The sequence below is a fragment of the Noviluteimonas lactosilytica genome (assembly GCF_020866925.1).
In the GTDB taxonomy this organism is placed as follows: Bacteria; Pseudomonadota; Gammaproteobacteria; order Xanthomonadales; family Xanthomonadaceae; genus Noviluteimonas; species Noviluteimonas lactosilytica.
Map to the genome: position 1 here is coordinate 87,615 of NZ_JAJGAK010000005.1, position 20,508 is coordinate 108,122.

The window sequence follows — 20,508 nt, forward strand, 5'->3', positions numbered from 1 at the left end:
GATGCCGCGGAGTGAACGAACTGTGAGCCCGAACGGGGTCAAGCCGAAAGCGCGCGAATGTCGCGGTACAGCCGCGGGTTAGACTCGCGCCGATGCTGCATCTTGCCTCGCGTTCCCCTCGACGCTCCGAACTGCTGGCCCGACTCGGGTACACGTTCGGCACCCTCGAGCTCGACATTCCCGAACACCGCCAACCGAGCGAAAGCGCGGGCGAATACGTGCGCCGTGTCGCGCGCGAAAAAGCCGGCGCCGGCCTGCTGCAGGTCGTCGCCGCGCCCGGCGCGGTCGTGCTCGGCGCCGACACCGAAGTGGTGCTCGACGACGAAGTGTTCGGAAAGCCACGCGATGCCGAGGACGCGGCCGCGATGCTGCGCCGCCTCTCCGGCCGCACGCACCAGGTGATCTCCGCGGTCAGCGTGGTGAGCGCGGCGCGCGAAGCGCAGGTGGTGTCCGAATCGCTGGTCACCGTCGCGCCGCTGCACGAGGACGACATCGCGCACTATCTCGCCTCGGGCGAGTGGGAAGGCAAGGCCGGCGCCTACGGCATCCAGGGGCGCGCGCAGGTGTTGATCGCGCACCTGTCCGGCAGCTTCTCCGGCGTGATGGGCCTGCCGATGTACGAGACCGCAAAGTTGCTGCGCGAATTCGGAATCCAGCCTTCGATTGGAATGCAGTCGACCGGGAGCATGCGCGCATGAGCGAAGAGATCCTGGTCAACGTCACCCCGCGCGAAACGCGCGTGGCCGTCGTCGAGAACGGCATGCTGCAGGAGTTGCACATCGAACGCGGCTGGCGGCGCGGCGTGGTCGGCAACATCTACAAGGGCCGCGTGCAGCGCGTGATGCCGGGAATGCAGGCGGCGTTCGTCGACATCGGCCTCGACCGCGCGGCGTTCCTGCACGCCAACGACATCGTGCGTCCGGCAGCGCTGACCGCGACGGCCGAAGGCGAAGAGTCCATTCCCGTTCCCGCCGCCGCGCCGCGTCCGATCCTCGAGCTCGTGCGCGAAGGCCAGGACATCATCGTCCAGGTCGTGAAGGATCCGATCGGCAGCAAGGGCGCGCGCCTCACCACGCAGCTCAGCATTCCGTCGCGTTACCTCGTGCTGCTGCCGCAGTCGCGCGTGATCGGCGTGTCCTCGCGCATCGAAGACGAAACCGAACGCGCGCGCCTGAAGGGTCTCGTGCAGGAATTCGCCGGCGCGGGCGGGCAGGGCTACATCGTGCGCACCAATGCCGAAGGCCAGCCGGCCGAGGCGCTCGCCGAAGACATCGCGTATCTCAGCCGCGTGTGGGCGCTGGTCGAAGGCCAGCAGAAGTCGACACCGCTCGGCGCGTGCGTGTACGAAGACCTCAACCTCCCGCTGCGCGCCGTGCGCGACCTGATCCGCCGCGACGTCGAGAAGGTCAAGGTCGATTCGCGCGAAACCTGCGATCGCCTCAAGACCTTCGCCGCGCAGTACATGCCCGGCCTTGCGGAGAAGATCGAACACTACGTCGGCGCGCGCCCGATCTTCGACCTGTACGGCGTCGAGGACGAAATCCAGCACGCGCTCGAAAAGGAAGTGCCGCTCAAGTCGGGTGGTTACCTGGTCATCGACCAGACCGAGGCGATGACCACCGTCGACGTGAACACCGGTTCGTTCCTCGGTCAACGCAACCTCGAAGAGACCGTTTACCGCACCAACCTCGAAGCGGCGCAGGCGGTCGCGCGCCAGCTGCGACTGCGCAACCTCGGCGGCATCATCATCATCGACTTCATCGACATGACCGACGCCGAGCATCGCCGCCAGGTGCTGCGCACGCTCGAGAAGTCGCTCGCCAAGGACCACGCGAAGACCACGGTGTACGACTTCTCGCCGCTCGGCCTGGTCGAGATGACGCGCAAGCGCACGGTCGAATCGCTCGAACGCCAGCTGTGCGAGCCGTGCCACGAATGCGGCGGCCGCGGCACGCTGAAGACGGCCGAAACCGTCACCTACGAGATCTTCCGCGAGATCACCCGCGCGGTGCGCCAGTTCGAAGCGGCGCGCCTGCTGGTGATCGCCTCGCCGAAGGTCGTCGCGCGCATCACCGACGAGGAAAGCTCGGCGGTGGCCGAGCTCGAGGAATTCCTCGGCAAGTCGATCCGCTTCCAGTCCGACGAGCAATACCTGCAGGAGCAGTTCGATGTCGTGCTGCTCTGACAGGACAAGCGGGAACGGGGAACAGGGAACGGGGAACGGGTAGGTGCATACGCCTTTTCGCCGACGGATGCGGATCACGCGGCGTATCCTCGGGTACGGCGCGATGGTGGTGCTCATCTTCGTTGCGCTGCTGGTCGGTGTGGCGAAGCAGCTCCTGCCGATCGTGGAGCAGCATCCGGACAAGATTGCTGCGTGGCTGAGCGAACGCGCGGGACGCCCCGTGCATTTCGCGAAGGTGGAATCGGCGTGGACGCGACGCGGCCCGTTGCTGCGCCTGGATGACCTGCGCCTCGGCGACGGTGCGCAGTCGATCGCGATCGGCGACACCGAAATGCTGGTTTCGCTCTACGGCGGCCTGTTGCCCGGCGGCACGTTCTCCGAACTGCGCCTGCGCGGCCTCGACCTCACCGTCGAGCGCGCGAACGATGGGCAATGGTCGGTGCGCGGATTGCCTGGGCAACAGCAACCGGGCGGCGATCCGTTCGCCGCGCTCGAGCGCCTGGGCGAACTGCAGATCATCGGCGGCCGATTGCGCGTCGTCGCGCCGACGTTCGGCATCGACGCGCGCGTGCCGCGCATCGACCTGCGCCTGCGCGTGGAAGGCGATCGCATCCGCAGCGGCATGCGCGCGTGGATGCGGCCGGGTGTGTCGCCGCTCGACGCCGCGCTCGACTTCGATCGCAAGGCCGGCGACGGCCATGCGTACGCCGGCGCGAAGCAAGCCGATCTCGCCGCGTGGGCGCCGTTGCTGCACGTGATGGGCGTCGCCATCGACGCGGGCCATGGCCGCGCGCAGGCGTGGGCGGAACTGCGCGACCATCGCGTCGCCTCGGTCACCGCCGATGCGCTGCTCGACGACGTCGCGCTGCGCGGCGCACCGCTACGCGATGCGAGCGGCGTGCACACGCCGCAGGCGCGCTTCGGCCACGTCGAAATGCGCGCGCGCCTGCAGCAGAAGAACGGTGAGTACCGCTTCGACGCACCGCTGCTGCGCATCGACGCCGGCGGCAGCAAGCAGACGCTCGATGGCTTGCTGCTGGTTGCCGGCAAGCGTTGGGGCCTGCGCGCGGATCGCGTCGACGCGGGTCCGTTGCTCGCCGCGGCCGCGTTGAGCGACAGCATGGACGCGGGCCTGCGTCGCTGGTTGTTGCTGGCCAAACCGCAAGCCGTGCTGCAGGGCGTGCAGGTCGTCGGCGCGCAAGGCGGTGCGATGCAGGCGCACGGCACGTTGTCGGGCGTGGGCTTCACGCCGGTCGGCAATGCGCCGGGCTTGCGCAACCTCACCGGCCGGATCACCGCGGACGCGAACGGCTTCGCGTTCGTCGCCGATCCGAAAGCGACGGTCGATTTCGATTGGCCCGCGGGATTCGCGATGGTGCATCCGCTGACGCTCACCGGCCGCATCGCGGGTTGGCGCGAAGGCGCGGGCTGGCGCTTCGGCACCGATTCGCTGAAGGTGCGCGGCGCCAACTTCGGCGTGCTCGCGCGCGGCGGCATGTGGTTCCAGAACGACGGCACGCGCCCGTGGATCGACATCGCGGCCGAACTCGACGACGCCCCCGTGCCCGCGGGCAAGGGCTTCCTCGTGCGCCATCTCATGCCCGACGGCACCGAACGCTGGCTCGATGCCGCGCTGCAGGCGGGCACCTTGCACGCCGGTCGCGCGATCGTGTCGGGCGATCTCGACGACTGGCCCTTCCTGCACGAGAACGGCCTGTTCCGTGCCGATGCGCAGCTCGTCGACGCGACGCTCGAGTTCTCGCAGGAATGGCCCGCGGCGGAACACTTGAACGGTGCGATCAGCTTCGTCGGCAACGGCTTCACGGTCGATGGCAGTGCATCGCTCGCAGGCGTCAACGTGCCGCACATCCGCGCCGGCATCGCCTCGTTCCGCGAGGCCGAACTCACGGTGGTGGCCGAAGGCGCGAGCGATGCGTCGAAGCTCGTCGACCTGTTGCGCCACAGTCCGTTGAACAAGGAACACGGCGAGACGCTCGCGAACATCGACGCGAACGGCCCGGCGAACGTCACCTTCGACATGTTGTTGCCGTTCCACGACAAGATCGCCGGTCATTCGAAGGGCACGGTCGAACTCTCCGGCGCGCGCCTGCGCGAGAAGCGCTGGAACCTCGCGTTCGACGACGTGCGCGGCAAGGCGGAGTTCGGCGACGGCGGATTCGCCGCCAACAATCTCGCGGTGCGCCACGAAGGCCAGCCGGGCACGCTCGGTTTGCGGGCGGGCACGCAATTCGTGCGCGACAAGGCGCAGGCATTCGAAGCCGACATGGCGACGTCGATGGACGCGAAGGCGTTGGTCGATCGCGCGGGCAACCTCGAGTGGTTGCGGTCGTACATCGACGGGCGTTCGACGTGGACCGTCGCGGTCGCGATTCCGAAGGCGAGCGGCAAGACCGTGCCGCCGTCGAAACTCACGCTGCGTTCCAACCTCGTCGGCACGTCGCTCGACCTGCCCGCGCCGCTGCGCAAGAACGCGCCCGTCTCGCTGCCCACGACGATCGAAGCCGACCTGCCGATGGGCGAGGGCGAAGTGCGCGTGTCGTTCGCGAACCTGGCGGCATTGCGCACGCGCACGCGCGGCAACCAGACGGGCTTGCGCGTCGTGCTCGGCAGCGATCGCGTCGATGAAGCGCCGCCCGCGTCGGGCCTCATCGCGACCGGCCATGCGGCGTCGCTCGAACTCGTCGACTGGATCGGCCTCGCGCAAAGCGGCAAGGGCAACGATCCGAACGCGGGCGGCATGCCGCTGCGCCGCATCGACCTGCGCACCGATCGCCTGATGTTGCTCGGCGGCGTGTTCCCCGATGCGCGCGTTCAAGTCACGCCGGGCACGAACGCGGCGAACGTCGTCGTCTCCGGCCCCGCGCTTGCGGGCACGGCGGTCATCCCCGATGCCGAAGGCGGCACCATCAGCGGCCGCATGGAAAAAGCGCATTGGCGCGCGCCGCCGAAACCGGCGAATGCAACCGCCGCCGTCGCGACACCGCCGGTGCCCGACGCGCACCCGATCGACCCCGCGTCGATCCCGCCGTTGAGCTTCGACATCGCGGACCTGCGCGTCAACGCACTGTCGCTCGGCAAGGCGACGGTGCGCACGCGTCCGACCACCGCGGGCATGCGCTTCGAAACATTGCAGACGCAGTCGCCGCAGCATCGCCTGGGCGTGACCGGCGAATGGAACGGCATGGGCGCCGCCGCGCGCACGCGCCTGGGCCTGCAGATCGACAGTGAAGACTTCGGCGCGCTGATGGAAGGGCTCGGCTTCGGCGGGCAGCTGTCGAGCGGCAAGGGCATGGCGAAGTTCGACGCGACGTGGCCCGGTTCGCCGCGCGAGTTCGGCGCGCGCGGCGTGGAAGGCACGCTGGCGCTCGACGTGAAGCAGGGCACGCTGCTGGAGATCGAACCGGGCGCCGGCCGCGTGCTTGGCCTGTTGAGCATCGCGCAGTTGCCCCGACGCATGCTGCTCGACTTCCGCGATTTCTATTCCAAGGGCCTGGCCTTCAACCGCATCGACGGCCACGTGCGCCTCGTGCAGGGCATGGCGCGCACCGACGACCTCACGATCGACAGCCCCGCGGCGCAGATCGAGATCCGCGGTGCGGCCAACCTCACGGCGCAGACCTTCGACCAGACGGTCGAGGTCATCCCGCGCGCAGGCAACCTGCTCACCGTCGCGGGCGCCATCGCGGGCGGTCCGGTCGGCGCGGCCATCGGCGCGGCGGCCAACGCGGTGCTGAACAAGCCCATCGGCCAGCTCACCGCGAAAACCTATCGCGTCACCGGCCCGTGGAAGGACCCGAAGGTCGAAGTGACGAAGAAGCCGGCGACCGCCGACGGATCGCCGAACGGATGAGGCGTCGCTGGCGGTTGCATCCGGCCATCACGAGCACCATGTAGCTTCGATACCCGACGCTTTCGCAAACGGATCGCCCATGACCCTCCCGCTGAAACTCGCCGAATCCCGTTTGCTGGTTCCTTCCGGCCTCGCCACCGCGCAACTCGACACGGCCTTCGGCGCGCTGCTGGGACCGGGCATCGATTTCGGCGACCTGTATTTCCAGCACGCGCGGCGCGAGAGCTGGTCGATGGAGGACGGCATCGTGAAGGACGGTGCGCACGCGATCGAGCAGGGCGTCGGCGTGCGCGCGATTTCCGGCGAGAAGACCGGCTTCGCGTACTCGGATGAAATCGACACGCCCGCGTTGATCGAAGCGGCGAAGTCCGCGCGTGCAATTGCGCGCGATGGTTCGTCCGCGTCGCCGCGCGCACTGGTGCCCGGCACCGGGCGTGCGTTGTATTCCGCCGACGATCCCATCGATGGCCTTCCCAACGAAGCAAAGGTCGCCGCGCTGCGCGAAGTCGACCGCCTGCTGCGCGCCGCCGATCCGCGCGTGAAGCAGGTGATGGTCTCGCTCGCCGGCGGCGTCGACACCGTGCTCGTCGCGCGCAGCGACGGCGTGCTCGCGGCCGACGTGCGACCGCTCGTGCGCCTCAACGTGCAGGTGATCGTCGAACAGAACGGACGTCGCGAGAGCGGCTACGCGGGCGGCGGCGGGCGTTATTCGTACGCCGAACTGCTCGCCGACGGCCGACCCGAACGCTTCGCGCGCGAAGCGCTGCGCCAGGCGCTGGTCAACCTCGAAGCGGTCGACGCGCCCGCGGGCCTGATGCCCGTCGTGCTCGGCAGCGGTTGGCCTGGCGTGTTGCTGCACGAAGCGGTCGGCCACGGCCTGGAAGGCGACTTCAACCGCAAGGGCACGTCGACGTACGCCGGCCGCATGGGCCAGCGCGTCGCATCGCCCGGCGTGACGATCGTCGACGACGGCACGCTGCCGGGCCGTCGCGGTTCGCTCAACGTCGACGACGAAGGCACGCCGACCTCGTGCACGACGCTGATCGAAGACGGCGTGCTCGTCGGCTACATGCAGGACACGCTCAACGCGCGCCTGATGGGCATGCAGCCCACCGGCAACGGTCGCCGCGAGTCGTTCGCGCACCTGCCGATGCCGCGCATGACCAACACCTACATGCTCGCCGGCAACCACGATCCGGAAGAGATGATCCGCTCGGTGAAGAAGGGCCTGTACGCGGTGAACTTCGGCGGCGGCCAGGTCGACATCACCAGCGGCAAGTACGTGTTCTCCGCGACCGAGGCCTACCTGATCGAAGACGGGAAGATCACCGCGCCGGTGAAGGGCGCGACGCTGATCGGCAACGGCCCGGAAACCATGCAGCGCGTGAAGATGATCGGCAACGACCTCGCGCTCGACGAAGGCGTCGGCGTGTGCGGCAAGGACGGGCAGAGCGTGCCGGTCGGCGTCGGGCAGCCGAGTCTGCTGATCGATCAGTTGACGGTGGGCGGGACGCAGGCGTGATTGGGGTGGAGCAAAAGCGGGAAACGGGAAACGGGAAACGGGAGGGTGTACGTGCGTCGCGGCCACGAGTCACGTCGGCCGAAGATCGCGTCGCAACCGCTTCCGAACAGCCGAAAGCCGAACTTCGGCTGACGCTATTCTCCGTCCTCGTCGATCGCCAGTTCTCCCGTTTCCCGTTTCCCGTTTCCCGCTTCCATCGCTTCTTTCACCACCTGGAAAATCTCGCGATACGCCCTCGGCGGCTTGTTCCGCTTCTTCTCCTCGCCGGCGTTGCGCACCAGTTGGCGCAGGTGCTGGCGATCCGCCGACGGGAATTCGTCGATGAACGCGGCGAGCGCGTCGTCGCCGTCGTCGAGCAGGCGGTCGCGCCACGCTTCGACGCGGTGCATCTGCGCGACTTCCTTGCGCGCCGCTTCGCCCTTCTCGTCGAGGGCGTCGCGGATCGCATCGAGCGTTTCTTCGTCCTCGCGCCGCATCTGCTTGGCCAGGAACTGCAACTGGCGCTTGTGCGCGATGTGCGAGGTGATGCGGCGCGTTTCCAGGATGTGCGGCATCAGGTTTTCGGGAATCGGCAGCTTCGCCAACTGCGCGTCGCTGAGCTCGGCGAGCTTCGCGCCGAGTTCGAGCACGTCGAGCGCGGCGCGCCGCTGCTCGCTGCGGCTCGGGCTCAGGAATTCGCCGGTTTCCGGGTCCTTGCCGCGCATCGCCTGTCACCTGTATTCGGGAATCACGGAAGGATAGACCATTGAACACCGCCCCCCTGTCGACGAACCCCCCAGGCCCCCTCGCGGGCGACGACAGCCCCGCCCGGATGGCGGCGTTGTCGGACATCGCGAGCGAGTTGCTCGACCGCTGCCGCACCGCCGGCGCGACCCAGGCCGAGGTGTCGTGCTCGCAGGAGCACGGCCTCAACGTCAACGTGCGCATGGGCGCGGTGGAAACCGTCGAATCCACGCGCGACCGCGGCATCGCGGTGACCGTCTACTTCGGCAAGCGCAAGGGCAGCGCCAGCACGGCGGACCTGCGCGAAGAAAGCCTGGCGGCGACCGTCGAGCAGGCCTGCGCGATCGCGCGCCACACCGAGGACGACGAAGCGGCGGGCCTCGCCGACGCCGACCTGATGGCGCGCGAAGTGCGCGAGTTCGACGGCTGGCACCCGTGGGACGTCGACGCCGACCGCGCGCTCGACATCGCACTCGCGTGCGAACAAGCGGGCCGCGACGCGGATGCGCGCATCGAGAACAGCGACGGCGCCTCGGTCGGCAGCAGCGCATCGATCAGCGTGTACGCGAACTCGCACGGCTTCCTGGGCGCCGAGCGCAGCACGCAACACACGATCGGTTGCGCGTTGATCGCCGGTCGCGGCGACGGCATGCAGCGCGACGGCTGGTACAGCACCGCGATCGCGGCCGACGACCTCGAGCAAGCCGCATCGATCGGCCGCCATGCCGCCGAACGCGCGGCCGCGCGCCTGCAACCGCGTTCGCTTCCGACGGGCGAAGTGCCGGTGCTGTTCCAGGCCGAAGTCGCGCGTTCGCTGATCGGTCACCTGCTCGGCGCGGTGTCGGGCGGATCGCTGTACCGGCGCGCGAGCTTCCTCATCGACTCGGTGAACACGCAACTGTTCCCCGATTGGTTCTCGATCGAAGAAGACCCGTTCCTGCCGCGCGGCTTCCGCTCGGCATCGTTCGATTCGGAAGGCGTCGCGACGCGCGCATCGAAACTGATCGAAGACGGCGTGCTGCAACGCTACATCCTCGGCAGCTACTCGGCGCGCAAACTCGGACTGACGACGACCGCGAACGCCGGCGGCGTGCACAACCTCCGCGTGCGCGCCAACGCCGGCGACTTCGCATCGCTGCTCGGCGGCATGCAACGCGGCCTGCTCGTCACCGAACTGATGGGGCAGGGCGTCAACTCCGTGACCGGCGACTACTCGCGCGGCGCCGCGGGCTTCTGGATCGAAGACGGCCGCGTGCAGTTCCCCGTCGACGGCATCACCATCGCCGGCAACCTCAGGTCGATGTTCCGCGCGATCGAAGCGGTGGGCACCGACGTCGATCCGCGATCGCATATCCGCGTGGGGTCGATCCTGGTCGGGAAGATGACGGTGGCGGGCGAATCCTGACGTCGGCGCAAGGCCGCACACCCCAACGCGAGCGATCGCCCCCGCTACGGGGACACATCTGCCGACTCCGCCGGTGACGTCACGTGCGCGCGGAAGAACCATTGCGCTTTCGCGGCAAACCGAAGTTGTGTTTCCTGAATCCACACGACAATGTGGACGGAGGCGACTGATGAAAGGATTTCGCGTCGACTGGATGTTCCCCGGGGAATCGGATTTCCTCGCCGGCGAGATACGGTTCGAAGGGCAGGTGTTCTGCCGGGTCCGATGCGAGCGTGCGGATGGCCTGCTCGAAGTCGACTTCCCCGCGGGCTTCGTCAAACCGATCTACGACCTCCCGTTGACGCAATTCCTTCGATTGGTCGAAGCCGTCGGCGATGAAGTCCGCGACTTGCGGTGCGGCGCCAGCATTCCCGCCGCGGCGTATCCGATCTGCTTCCGCGGCATGGGGCACGCGGTGAACGACGCGTAGCGTTGCAGCGTTCGCGCACATGAAAAAGGCGGCCACGAGGGCCGCCTTTTTTGTTGCCTGTCGTTTGCGTCGCTTACTTGATCAGGCGAATCGTGAACGGATAGCGGTAACGCACGCCGTCGTTCGCCTTCACCGCGGCCATGATGATCAGCACGAGGGCGGCGATGCCCACGACGAACATCAGCGGCAGCGCGATCACGAAACCGATGCCGAGCGTGATGAAGCCGAGGATCATCAGCGCGAGGAAGATCGCGGTGACGGTGATGTTGAAGTTCAGCGATTCCTTGGCCTGGTCGGCGACGAAGGGCATCGTGTCCTTCTTCAGCAGCCAGATGATCAGCGGGCCGAGGAACCAGCCCCAGCCGCCGATCGCGGAAGTGACCAGGCCGCCGAGGAGCGCGGAGAGATGGGCGAACATCGCCCACTGGCGTTCTTCCTGCGGGATCGCGGTGTCGTCGTTGACGGTGGTGTTCGGATCGATGTCGTTCATTGCGTAATTCCCCCGAATGGATGGATCGCGCCCCGCACTGGCGGCCGGTGGCTCACTGTATCACTGCCCTGCGAAGCGCCCCTGGTCGAGCCGGTCGAGGCGTTCGTCCAGTGGCGGGTGCGTCTTGTAGAGCTGCGCGAGATTCCCCGAGCTGCTGCCCACCGCCATCATCTTCTGCAACACGGCGTACAGCGCGAGCGGATCGTACCCGGCGCGCGCGAGATAGATCTGCGCGGCCTGGTCGGCGTTGTATTCGGCGCCGCGATCGAGGCTGGTCGCCATGATCGTCGCGCCGTGCTTGGCCACGTATTCCTTCGCCATGCTGCCGGCGACACCGCCGCCGACGGCGACGTTCGACGACGCGGCATCGGTGAGCGCGCCCTGCGTTTCCTGCTTCTTGATCACGTTGTAGTGATCGCGCTGCACGATGTGCGTGAGTTCGTGGCCGATCACCGCGGCGACTTCCTCGTCGTCGGCGAGTAGTTCGTACATGCCGCGCGTGATCAGGATGTAGCCGCCCGGTGCAGCGAACGCGTTGATTTCCGGCGTGTCGATCACGCCGAAACTCCACGGCAGATCGGGGCGCGAGGTCTGCGACGCCATCCAGCGGCCGACGCGATTCACGCGCGCCTGCGCTTCGGCATCCGCCCACAACGGCGCAGCGCCGAGAACGCGGCCCGCGATCTCGGGGCCGAGCGCGGCTTCTTCGGCGGCCTGCTCGGTTTCCGACTTGCCCTGCGCGGCTTCGGCGACATCCATCGCCGAGTTCGCCGGCGCGGGTGCGCCGATGCCGATCGACGACAACAAGCCACGCGCAAGCGACATGCCGCCGCGCTTTTCCGCCTGCGTCGCTTTCGGCGCCGCGTCGGCGACGGGCTTGAACTCGGTCGGGTAGGGCACTTGCTTCGCCTGCAAGCCGTTGGACTGCGCATCGGAGGCGGCGGCGTCGGGCGACACACGGTCGGCTTCGAGTTGCGCGAATTGCGCGCCGTCGTAGCCCGCGGTCTTCAGGTCGCTTTCGTCGATGCCGCGCACGCCCGCGGTTTCGGAGACGCGACCCTTGCCGGCCTTGCCGGTGAACACCGCGTTGCCGCTGCCGCTGCCGGTCTTCGCGTACTGCATGCGCACGTCGTTGACGCGCACGAAGCCGTTGCCACCGGCAGGCAGCGTGACCTGGAACCACAGGCCCTGCTGGCCCGCGACGCTGACTTGTTCATTCTGCTTGAGCGTGGCGACCGTCGGCGACTTCAGATCCGCGGCGGCATGCACGTCGACGCTCGCCTTGTGCACGGTGGCGGTCTGGCCTGCGGCGATCGCGGCGGCACAGCACACCGCGAACGCGAAGGAAACGATCAGTTGGTGGAAGCGGTGTTGCATTCAGGCGCCCCGGCACGTGGCTCGTCTGATTGCATGAACGTATTTTCGGCCGAAAGCGGCCACTCCGGCTGCGAATCGAGCGCGTGACCGAGTGCTTCACGCAGGCGCAGGCGTTCGCCGCGGTCGCTGTCGTCGGCGTCGTCGTCGATCTCCGACGCGACGATGCATGCCTTCACGGTGCCGTCGTCGTCGAGTCGATCGTCGTGCGCGTTCAGGTGCGCATGCAGGTCGTCGAGATCGTGGCGCGCGCGTTGCATCGCTTCGTCGCGCGTCGCACCACGCCACACCAGCACCATCAGGTCGTCGAGCGTTTCGTGCAGCCAGCTCTTGCGTTCGACCACGCCTTCGAGCATCACCGCGTCGCTGCCGGCGTAGAGGTAACGACGCAGGCGACGGCGATATTCGCGTCGGCGGCGCGCGGCGGCGCGATCGTCGAGCGAGGGATACGGCGCGAAGCGCAAGCGCGCGAACACGAGCCAGCGATCGGTCTGCGGATCGAGTTCCGGCAGGAAGTCCGAATTGCCGACGGCGCGCCCGCGCTGGATCGCCGCATAAGTTCGGCACAGGCCGAAGCACAGGCTCACGAAACCGATGCTCGCGTAGATGTCGAAGAACGCGCCGAAGAACGTCAGGCCCGCGTATGCGAGCACGAGCAGCAACAGGTTGGTGGCGACGAAGATCGAGTCGATGTCGGTCGCCGGTTCGCCGCGCCAGAAGGCGAACGCGGTCAGCATGACGAGCACCGCGGCGAGCACGTACTTCAACCACGCGGGCGGGAGCCAGATCGCGCTGTGGTCGACGAGTGCCGCGACGGCTTCTGCGTGGACTTCCACGCCGGCCATTTCGAGATTGACCGGCGTCGGCTTGGTGTCGTTGAGGCCCGATGCGGTGTAACCGACGACGGCGATCGTGTCCTGCAGTGCCGGCTTGGTGTCGTTGTCGCCGCGACAGATTTGTGCGCCTTCGAGGAGGTTCGCTGCGCTGATGTACTGCAGGCGCGAATCCGAGCGCCAGTTGATGCGCACCGACGCGGGATACGACGCCATCGGTTGTCCGCTGTCGAACGCCGCCAGGCGCAGCGCAAGCGAAGGGATGCCCCAGTCGCCCGCGGTCTCGCGCAGCGGCATGTCGCGCAACATGCCGTCGACGCCGCGCGTGACGTCGACGAGCGCCGCGTTCCGCCGGATGTGTTCCTCGACGGGCAACACGAGTGCGATCTTCGGACCGGGCCGCTGCGCGTCGGGCCGCAACGGGAATGCGCCCGGCGCCTTCGAAGCGGGAATCGCGCCCACGGACGCGTCGAAGTCCGAGTGCGCGCGCGATGCGCCGAACACGAAGCGACCCGCGCCGCCCTCGGCGACCTCGTCGAGCACCTTGTCGCCGCCCGGATCCTTCACCGACGCATCGGTGAACATCACGTCGTACCCCACGGCCTTGACGCCTTCGCCATCGAGTGCCAGCAGCAGATCCGCATGGCGTTGCCGACTCCACGGCCAGCCGCCTTCGCCCTTGCGTGCGAAGTGGTCGATCGAACAATCGTCGATCTCCACGACCACCACGCGTTTCGACGCTGCCGGTTCGATCGGCCGGCTCTTGATCACCTTGTCGAACACCGCGTTTTCCGCGGCGTCCAGCGAACGTGCGCCGGTCCAGTCGTACACGAGCCACGCGACCGCGCCGAGTGCGAGCAGCGGATAGAACACGAAGCGCACGCGCAGCGCGATCCATGCGAGCGGACGCTTGTAGCCGCGCTCGAGCCGGCCCCAGTAATCGATGAACCACTGCGCCAGCCCGGCCATGGCGGCGTCGACGATGCCGAGGAACGTGCGCGAGCGTCGTTTGCGCCGCGCCATGGCTCAGTGTTTCCGTTCGACCGCGGCGCGCCCGAGCGCGGCGAGCGCATCGGTTTGCGAGCCGAAGGGCGCGAGGGCGTCGCGCATCGCATCCGACAACGCGGCCAGGCGCGCGCGCGTCGCATCGAGGCCGAGCAACGCGGGGAACGTGGCCTTGCGTTGCGCAGCGTCCTTGCCGGCGGTCTTGCCGAGCGACGCACTGTCGCCTTCGACGTCGAGCAAGTCGTCGCGCACCTGGAAGGCGAGGCCGAGCGCGTCGGCGAACACATCCAGGCGCGCTTGCGTCGGGAAGTCGACGCCCGCGGCGATCGCGCCCAGGCGCACCGATGCGCGCAACAGCGCACCGGTCTTCATCGCGTGCAGGCGTTCGAGTTCGGCGACGCTGATCGCGGCGCCGCCGGTCGCGTCGATGTCGAGCGCCTGGCCGCCGCACATGCCGCGCATGCCGGAGGCGGTCGCGAGTTCGGCGAGCATCGCGACGCGCGCGTCCGCATCGAGCGGCGCATGCGCGAGCACATCGAAGGCGAGCGATTGCAGCGCGTCGCCGGCGAGGATCGCGGTCGCTTCATCGAACGCGATGTGCACCGTGGGCTTGCCGCGACGCAACGCGTCGTCGTCCATCGCGGGCAGGTCGTCGTGCACCAGCGAGTAGGCGTGGATGAGTTCGACCGCGACCGCGGGCGCATCGAGCTTCGCGATGTCTGCGCCGAACGCGGTGCCGGCGGCATACACGAGCAAGGGGCGCATGCGCTTGCCGCCATTGGTCGCGGCATGGTGCATCGCCGCGTGCAGGCGCTGCGGGGCGTGCGAAGAGTCGGGAAGCGCGGCCGCGAGCGCCGCGTCGACGCGCGCGCGCCACGTGCCGAAATCGATGTCAGGCATCCGCGGACGGGGCGCCGAAGGGCTCGGCGTTGTCGGGCTGCTCGGGATCGCTGAGCAGGCGCACGCGCAGCTCCGCCTGTTCGAGCGCGGTCTGGCATTTGCGATAGAGGCCGACGCCGCGTTCGTACGCGGCGAGCGATTCCTCCAGGCTCATTTCGCCGTGTTCCATCTTCTCCACCAGCTGTTCGAGCTGGTCGAGCGAGGTCTCGAAATCGGCGACCGGGGAAGGCGGGGCGTCGGGCATGCGCGGCATGGCGCGCAGTGTGCGGCGACGGCGGGGCAGGGTCAATGCGAGGCGGGGGTCCAGCGCAAGCGCGCATCGCGGGCGCGCAGCCAGGCATCGAAGGCGGCGGAGCACAGGCGATCGCCCGCGGCCAGCACGTCATCGTCCGCATTGACCAAGAGCGGCAGGCATTCGCGCTCCCACGTCGGCATCGACAGGTCCTGCAACGCGTGCTTGAGGCTGTGCGAATGCGTGCGGCCGGGGAGGGCGATGCGTTCGCCGCCCGTGCGCAGGCGGACGCGCAGGGGCGCGTCGAAGGCGGAGGCGCCGATCAGTTCGAGCGTGCCGCCGTCGGGGAGGATCAACGGGAGGCGACCGTCCCATTGATCGCTCCAGTCGGACGCGAGCGGCGTGCGCTCGCGGGTCGCGCGCCAGCGGTCGCGCCAGCGGCGCAGTTCGGCGCCCGACCAGGCGAAGCGGAAGTCGGCATCGGGGACGCCGTCGGCGAGGTCGGCTTCGATCTGTGCGATGCCGATGGCGGGGATCGGCGGAAGGTCGAGTTCGGCGATCCAGCGACGCAGTGCGCGTGCGCGTCGCGCGGGCGGCAGCGCGCGCAGGGGCTCGATCGCGAGGACGTTCGCATCGTCGGTGCGTGCGCCGGCGAGCGCGAGCGCATCGTCGTCGGCGAGCAGTCCGGCGGCTTCGAGGTTCAGCGCGGCCGAACGCGCGAGCGCGGCGTCGGCGTGCGGCCAGCGTTCGCGCAGCGCGGGCAGGATCTTGTGGCGCACGAAGTTGCGGTCGTGCGCGAGATCGGAGTTCGCCGGGTCTTCGATCCATGCGAGCGCATGCGCTTGCGCGTACGCGTGCAACGCATCGCGCGGCACGTCGAGCAACGGACGCCACAGCCAGCCTCGTGCGAACGGGCGCAACGGACGCATCGCCGCGAGGCCATCGGGTCCGCTCGCACGCAACGCACGCAACAGGAACGTCTCGGCCTGGTCGTCGCGATGATGCGCGAGCGCGAGCAGGCCGCCGGGTTCGAGCACGTCGGCCAGCGCCGCGTGCCGTGCTTCGCGCGCCGCCCCTTCGAGCCCGCGCTTCGATCGCCGGTCGACGACGACGCGCGCCACGTGCAACGGCACCTTCAGCGCTGTGCACACGCGTTCGCAATGCGCGGTCCATGTGTCCGCGCGATCGCTCAAGCCATGGTGGACGTGGACGGCGCGCAGGCCGCGTTCGCGCGCTGCCGGCATCGCGGCAAGCAAGTGCAGCAGGACCGTGGAATCGAGACCGCCGCTGTACGCAATCAGGATGGGCGGCGCGGTCACATCCGTGTCCGGCAAATCGATCATCGGCGCGGGCGCGGTCGACATCGCCGGATCGCCGTCAGGCCGGTTCCTGCACGGCGCGCTTCGCGATGTCGATCCACTCGCGCTGTTCGCGCTGGTAGTGCTTCGGCGCGAGCGAGGCGCGCTTGATCGTTTCGTTGAACAGGGCCGCCGCCCGTGCATGGTCGCCGCGGCGCTGCAGCAGTTGCGCGAAGCGCACGCGGCCTTCCTCGCCCGTGAACGACGGGACCAGCGCTTCGTATTCCGAGATCGCCCGGTCGACATCGCCGCAGGCGTCGACGGCGCGCGCGTACAGCAGGTGGCCTTCGCTCGAGCGGAACGTCGGGTTCGCCGCGATCAGTGCGTCGAGCGTGGCACGCGCCTCGCCGGGCATCTCGAGCGCGAATTGCGCCTGCGCCATGCCGAGCATCAGCACCGGGTCGGTCGCATACATGCCGTTGAGCGACTTGCGATACAGCTCCAGCGCCTGCTGGTGGTCGCCGCTGGCCATGCTGTGCTCGGCCAGGCGACGACGGTTGTCGATCGTGTCGGAGATGTCGAGTTCGCGTGCGGCGTGGCGCTTGTGGCGCTCGGGATCGACCTTGTCGCGCAAGCCGCGTGCGGCCCGCGACGCGCGGCGTGCGGTCGGGCCGCCGAGGTGGTCGGGCAACACTTCGGCGAGCAGGTACACCGCGACGCCGAAGAACGACCCGATGACGATGATGATGATCCAGAACAGGTTCCGCCCCGTGCGGACGGCGTGCACCGCACAGGCGAGCTGCAGCAGGATGGAAAGCGCGATGATCGGCATGACTTCGGGCTCCCCTCCCGGCGTCGTGGTCAGGCGGCTTCGTACGCCCCGTAGGAACGCAGGCGCTTGTAGCGGCGTTCGAGCAGTTCGTTCACCGGTACCTGCGACAGCGCATCGATCTCGTTGACCAGCACGGCCTTCAGGCGCGTGGCCATCTGTTTCGGCTTGCGGTGCGCGCCGCCGATGGGCTCGCGCACGATCTTGTCGATCAGGCCGAGGCTCTTCAGGCGCGGGGCGGTCATGCCGAGTTGTTCGGCGGCGTCCTTCGCCTTCTCCGCGGTCTTCCACAGGATCGACGCGCAACCTTCCGGCGTGATCACCGAGTAGGTGCTGTATTCGAGCATCAGCGTGCGGTCGCCGACGCCGATCGCGAGCGCGCCGCCGGAACCGCCTTCGCCGATCACCGTGCAGATGATCGGCACCTTGAGTTCCGACATCTCGAGCAGGTTGCGCGCGATGGCCTCGGACTGGCCGCGCTCTTCCGCGTCGATGCCCGGCCATGCGCCGGCGGTGTCGATGAAGGTGAGGATCGGCAGGCCGAAACGTTCGGCGAGCTTCATCAGGCGCAACGCCTTGCGATACCCCTCGGGCTTGGGCATGCCGAAGTTGCGGCGGATCTTGGCCTTGGTGTCGCGGCCCTTCTCGTGGCCGATCACCACGACGCTGCGGCCGTCGATGCGGGCGAGACCGCCGACGATCGCCTGGTCGTTGGCGAACGCGCGGTCGCCGGCGAGTTCCTGGAACTCGTCGCAGATCACGCGCAGGTAGTCGAGCGTGTACGGCCGCGCCGGATGGCGCGCGAGCTGCGAGACCTGCCACGGCGAGAGGTCGCGGAAGATCTGCGCGGTGCGCACGCGCAGCTTGTCCTGCAAGGCATGGACTTCGGCGTCGACATCCACCGCGGGCCCGCTGCTCGCGTGGCGGAGTTCCTGGATCTTCGCTTCCAGGTCGGCGATGGGCTGCTCGAAGTCGAGGTAGTTCGGGTTCATTGGCGACGTAGGGCCGGCCACGTGAAGGCAAGGTGGGGGAGTGTAGCCCACGTGCCCGGACCGTACCGAGGCGTGCGGATGGGTATGCTCTGCGGCTCGTCACGGAAAGGGTGTGGGGCATGGGGATCGGTTGGCGGATGTGGGCGGCGGTGGGCCTGTTGTGTGCGGCGCCGATGGCGCAGGCCTGTTTCCAGATGCCGCGCGTCGACCTCGTGGCGCCGGGCGTGCTGCGCGTGCCGCCTTCCGATGCGGAGGCGCCGGCGTCCTGGGCAACGCAAGCGATCGCCGAGGATCTGCCGAAGTCGGGGCTGCGCGCGGGCGTCGCCGATCCGGCATGCACGCTCGCCTTCGCGACCGGTGGCGACGCGATCGCCTCGACGCCTGGAAAGCCGCCGACCACGGCGCTGTTCACGGCGCGGCGTGATGACAATGGGCTGCGTTTGTCGCTGGCCCCCGGCGATCGCGTCTACGGCCTCGGCGACAAGTCCGGCCCGAGTGATCGCCGCGGTCGCGTCTTCACGATGTGGAACACCGACGCGTATGCGTGGGATGCCGCGCGCGATCCGCTCTACAAGTCGATCCCGTTCTTCATCGTCGTGCGCGATGGCATGGCATTCGGCGTGCTGATCGACAACACGGCGCGCATGACGATCGATGTCGGCAAAACCGATCCCGACGCGATTCGCGTGACCGCCGCCAGTCCCGTCGATTGGTACGTCATCGACGGCCCCACGCCGCACGACGTCCTGCAACGCTACACCGCGCTCACCGGCCGCACGCCGCTGCCGCCGAAATGGGCGCTGGGCTTCCAGCAATCGCGTTACACCTACTTGCCCGAGGCGCGCGTGCGCGAAGTCGCGGACAAGTTGCGCGAGAAGAAGATCCCCGCCGATGCGATCTGGCTCGACATCGGCTTCCAGGACAACAACAAGCCGTTCACCGTCGATCGCAAGGCGTTCCCGTCGTTCGAAGGGATGATCGGCGACCTGCGCGACGACGGCTTCCACACCGTGCTGATCACCGACCTGCACATCGCGAAGCAGCCGGGCTACGCGCCGTTCGACAGCGGCATGGCGGCCGATGCGTTCGTGAAGCGCAACGGCGAGGTGTACGTCGGCAAGGTGTGGCCCGGCGACAGCGTGTTTCCCGATTTCTCGCTGACGCGGGTGCGCGATTGGTGGGGCGGGCTGTACACCGACTTCGTGCGCATGGGCGCGGCGGGTTTCTGGAACGACATGAACGAGCCGTCGGTGTTCGACGGTCCCGGCGGCACGATGCCGGACGACGTCGTGCATCGCCTCGACGACGGCACGACGCGCACGCACGCGCAGTTGCACAACGTGTACGGCATGCTCAACGCGAAGGCGACGTACGACGGTTTGTCGAAGCTGCGCCCCGATGAACGCCCGTTCGTGCTCACGCGCGCGGCGTATCCGGGCACGCAGCGTTACGCGGCGACGTGGACCGGCGACAACACCGCGAGCTGGCACCACCTCGGCCAATCGGTGCCGAACATCCTGAGCCTCGGCGTGTCGGGCATGGCGTTGTCGGGCGACGACATCGGTGGGTTCATCGGTTCGCCGGCGCCCGACCTGCTCACGCGCTGGTATCAACTCGGCGCATGGCAGCCCGTGTATCGCAGCCACGCGGCGACGGACACGCGCGATCACGAGCCGTGGGTCGACGGCCCCGAGCACGAAGCATCGCGTCGCGCGGCGATCGAGCAGCGCTATCGCCTGATGCCGTACCTCTACACGCTCGCCGAAGAGAACACGCGCACGGGCGCGCCGATCACGCGGCCGGTGTGGTTCGAGTATCCGAAGGCGGGCGGCAGCGATCGCGAGTTCCTGTTCGGTCGCGATCTGTTCGTCGCGCCGGTGGTGAGCGAACGTCTCGATGCGCACGTGGTGCAGCTTCCGCCCGGCACCTGGTACGGGATGCGCGACGGGAAGGCGTACACGGACAAAGTGACGTTCGATCCCGCGCCGGGCGACGTGCCGGTCTTCGTGCGCGCGGGTGCGATCGTGCCGATGCAGGCGATCGTGCAGCACACGGGCGAGACGCCGAAGGGTCCGCTGTCGGTGCACGTGTGGTGGCCCGATGCGAAGGCTGCGTGCGACGGCACGCTGTACGACGACGACGGGCGCAGTCGCGCGCACGAGCGCGGCGCGTTCCTGCGCATCAGGTTCGCGTGCGAAGTGCGCAATGGCGCGATGACGGTGCGCGCGACGAGCGAGCACGCGCCGTTCGCGCCGTGGTGGAAGGCGGTCGAGGTTGTGTTGCATCGCGCGGATGGGGCGGCGCAGGTGGAACGCATCGAAGGTGCGAAGACCGACTGGGAAGTGTCGCTTCGCTAAGCAGGCGGTGTTCGATGTGTGCC

Annotated in this window: 16 protein-coding genes; 7 read left to right on the forward strand and 9 right to left on the reverse strand. The window is 68.5% G+C overall.

Going from position 1 to position 20,508, the window contains the following annotated elements; genetic code table 11:
- Window positions 1-92 precede the first annotated feature (92 nt).
- The 4 genes from LK996_RS15925 (at window position 93) to tldD (ending at window position 7,578) form a co-directional block, all read left to right on the forward strand.
- Entirely contained in the window at window positions 93-698 is a 606-nt protein-coding gene (locus LK996_RS15925) for a Maf family protein (protein ID WP_230528362.1), read from the forward strand.
- Window positions 695-2,185 (forward strand): ribonuclease G, encoded by a 1,491-nt coding sequence (gene rng, locus LK996_RS15930; RefSeq protein WP_230528363.1) that lies wholly within the window; start codon window positions 695-697, stop codon window positions 2,183-2,185. Before LK996_RS15925 ends, rng begins: the two co-directional genes overlap by 4 nt.
- A gap of 67 nt (window positions 2,186-2,252) precedes the next feature.
- Entirely contained in the window at window positions 2,253-6,056 is a 3,804-nt protein-coding gene (locus tag LK996_RS15935) for a YhdP family protein (protein ID WP_484549427.1), read from the forward strand.
- 79 nt (window positions 6,057-6,135) lie between these two features.
- Window positions 6,136-7,578, forward strand: a complete 1,443-nt coding sequence (gene tldD, locus LK996_RS15940; RefSeq protein WP_230528365.1) for a metalloprotease TldD — start codon at window positions 6,136-6,138, stop codon at window positions 7,576-7,578.
- Window positions 7,579-7,712: 134 nt separating this feature from the next.
- Here tldD and yjgA read toward each other — a convergent pair whose 3' ends face one another.
- Window positions 7,713-8,282, reverse strand: coding sequence for a ribosome biogenesis factor YjgA (yjgA, locus tag LK996_RS15945; RefSeq protein WP_230528366.1), 570 nt, complete (start codon window positions 8,280-8,282; stop codon window positions 7,713-7,715).
- 107 nt (window positions 8,283-8,389) lie between these two features.
- Here yjgA and pmbA point away from each other — a divergent pair, with 107 nt between their 5' ends.
- Both pmbA and LK996_RS15955 read left to right on the forward strand, forming a co-directional pair.
- The gene (gene pmbA, locus LK996_RS15950) at window positions 8,390-9,706 is read left to right on the forward strand and encodes a metalloprotease PmbA (RefSeq protein WP_230528448.1); all 1,317 of its coding nucleotides are present in this window, start codon (window positions 8,390-8,392) and stop codon (window positions 9,704-9,706) included.
- A 169-nt stretch (window positions 9,707-9,875) separates the two neighbouring features.
- Complete coding sequence (locus LK996_RS15955) at window positions 9,876-10,175, forward strand: hypothetical protein (protein ID WP_230528367.1); 300 nt, start codon at window positions 9,876-9,878, stop codon at window positions 10,173-10,175.
- Window positions 10,176-10,248: 73 nt separating this feature from the next.
- Here the strand turns inward: LK996_RS15955 and LK996_RS15960 are convergent, their stop codons facing one another.
- The 8 genes from LK996_RS15960 to LK996_RS15995 are packed head-to-tail and all read right to left on the reverse strand — an operon-like array spanning window position 10,249 to window position 18,128.
- Window positions 10,249-10,665: a DUF4870 domain-containing protein gene (locus tag LK996_RS15960; protein ID WP_255657256.1), complete on the reverse strand. Its 417-nt coding sequence runs from the start codon at window positions 10,663-10,665 to the stop codon at window positions 10,249-10,251.
- A 60-nt stretch (window positions 10,666-10,725) separates the two neighbouring features.
- Complete coding sequence (locus tag LK996_RS15965) at window positions 10,726-12,042, reverse strand: M48 family metalloprotease (RefSeq protein WP_230528368.1); 1,317 nt, start codon at window positions 12,040-12,042, stop codon at window positions 10,726-10,728.
- The gene (locus LK996_RS15970; protein ID WP_230528369.1) at window positions 12,018-13,895 is read right to left on the reverse strand and encodes a CHASE2 domain-containing protein; all 1,878 of its coding nucleotides are present in this window, start codon (window positions 13,893-13,895) and stop codon (window positions 12,018-12,020) included. Before LK996_RS15970 ends, LK996_RS15965 begins: the two co-directional genes overlap by 25 nt.
- Window positions 13,896-13,898: 3 nt before the next feature.
- A complete protein-coding gene (locus LK996_RS15975; RefSeq protein WP_230528370.1) occupies window positions 13,899-14,777 on the reverse strand; it encodes a polyprenyl synthetase family protein in 879 nt (292 codons plus the stop codon).
- Entirely contained in the window at window positions 14,770-15,021 is a 252-nt protein-coding gene (locus LK996_RS15980; RefSeq protein WP_230528371.1) for an exodeoxyribonuclease VII small subunit, read from the reverse strand. The genes LK996_RS15975 and LK996_RS15980 overlap by 8 nt, the downstream gene beginning before the upstream one ends.
- Window positions 15,022-15,062: 41 nt before the next feature.
- Complete coding sequence (gene tilS / locus LK996_RS15985; protein WP_425493811.1) at window positions 15,063-16,352, reverse strand: tRNA lysidine(34) synthetase TilS; 1,290 nt, start codon at window positions 16,350-16,352, stop codon at window positions 15,063-15,065.
- Between the two features lie 34 nt (window positions 16,353-16,386).
- The gene (locus tag LK996_RS15990; RefSeq protein WP_230528373.1) at window positions 16,387-17,139 is read right to left on the reverse strand and encodes a tetratricopeptide repeat protein; all 753 of its coding nucleotides are present in this window, start codon (window positions 17,137-17,139) and stop codon (window positions 16,387-16,389) included.
- A gap of 29 nt (window positions 17,140-17,168) precedes the next feature.
- Window positions 17,169-18,128: an acetyl-CoA carboxylase carboxyltransferase subunit alpha gene (locus LK996_RS15995; protein ID WP_230528374.1), complete on the reverse strand. Its 960-nt coding sequence runs from the start codon at window positions 18,126-18,128 to the stop codon at window positions 17,169-17,171.
- 119 nt (window positions 18,129-18,247) lie between these two features.
- Here LK996_RS15995 and LK996_RS16000 point away from each other — a divergent pair, with 119 nt between their 5' ends.
- Entirely contained in the window at window positions 18,248-20,485 is a 2,238-nt protein-coding gene (locus LK996_RS16000) for a glycoside hydrolase family 31 protein (RefSeq protein ID WP_230528375.1), read from the forward strand.
- Window positions 20,486-20,508 lie beyond the last annotated feature (23 nt).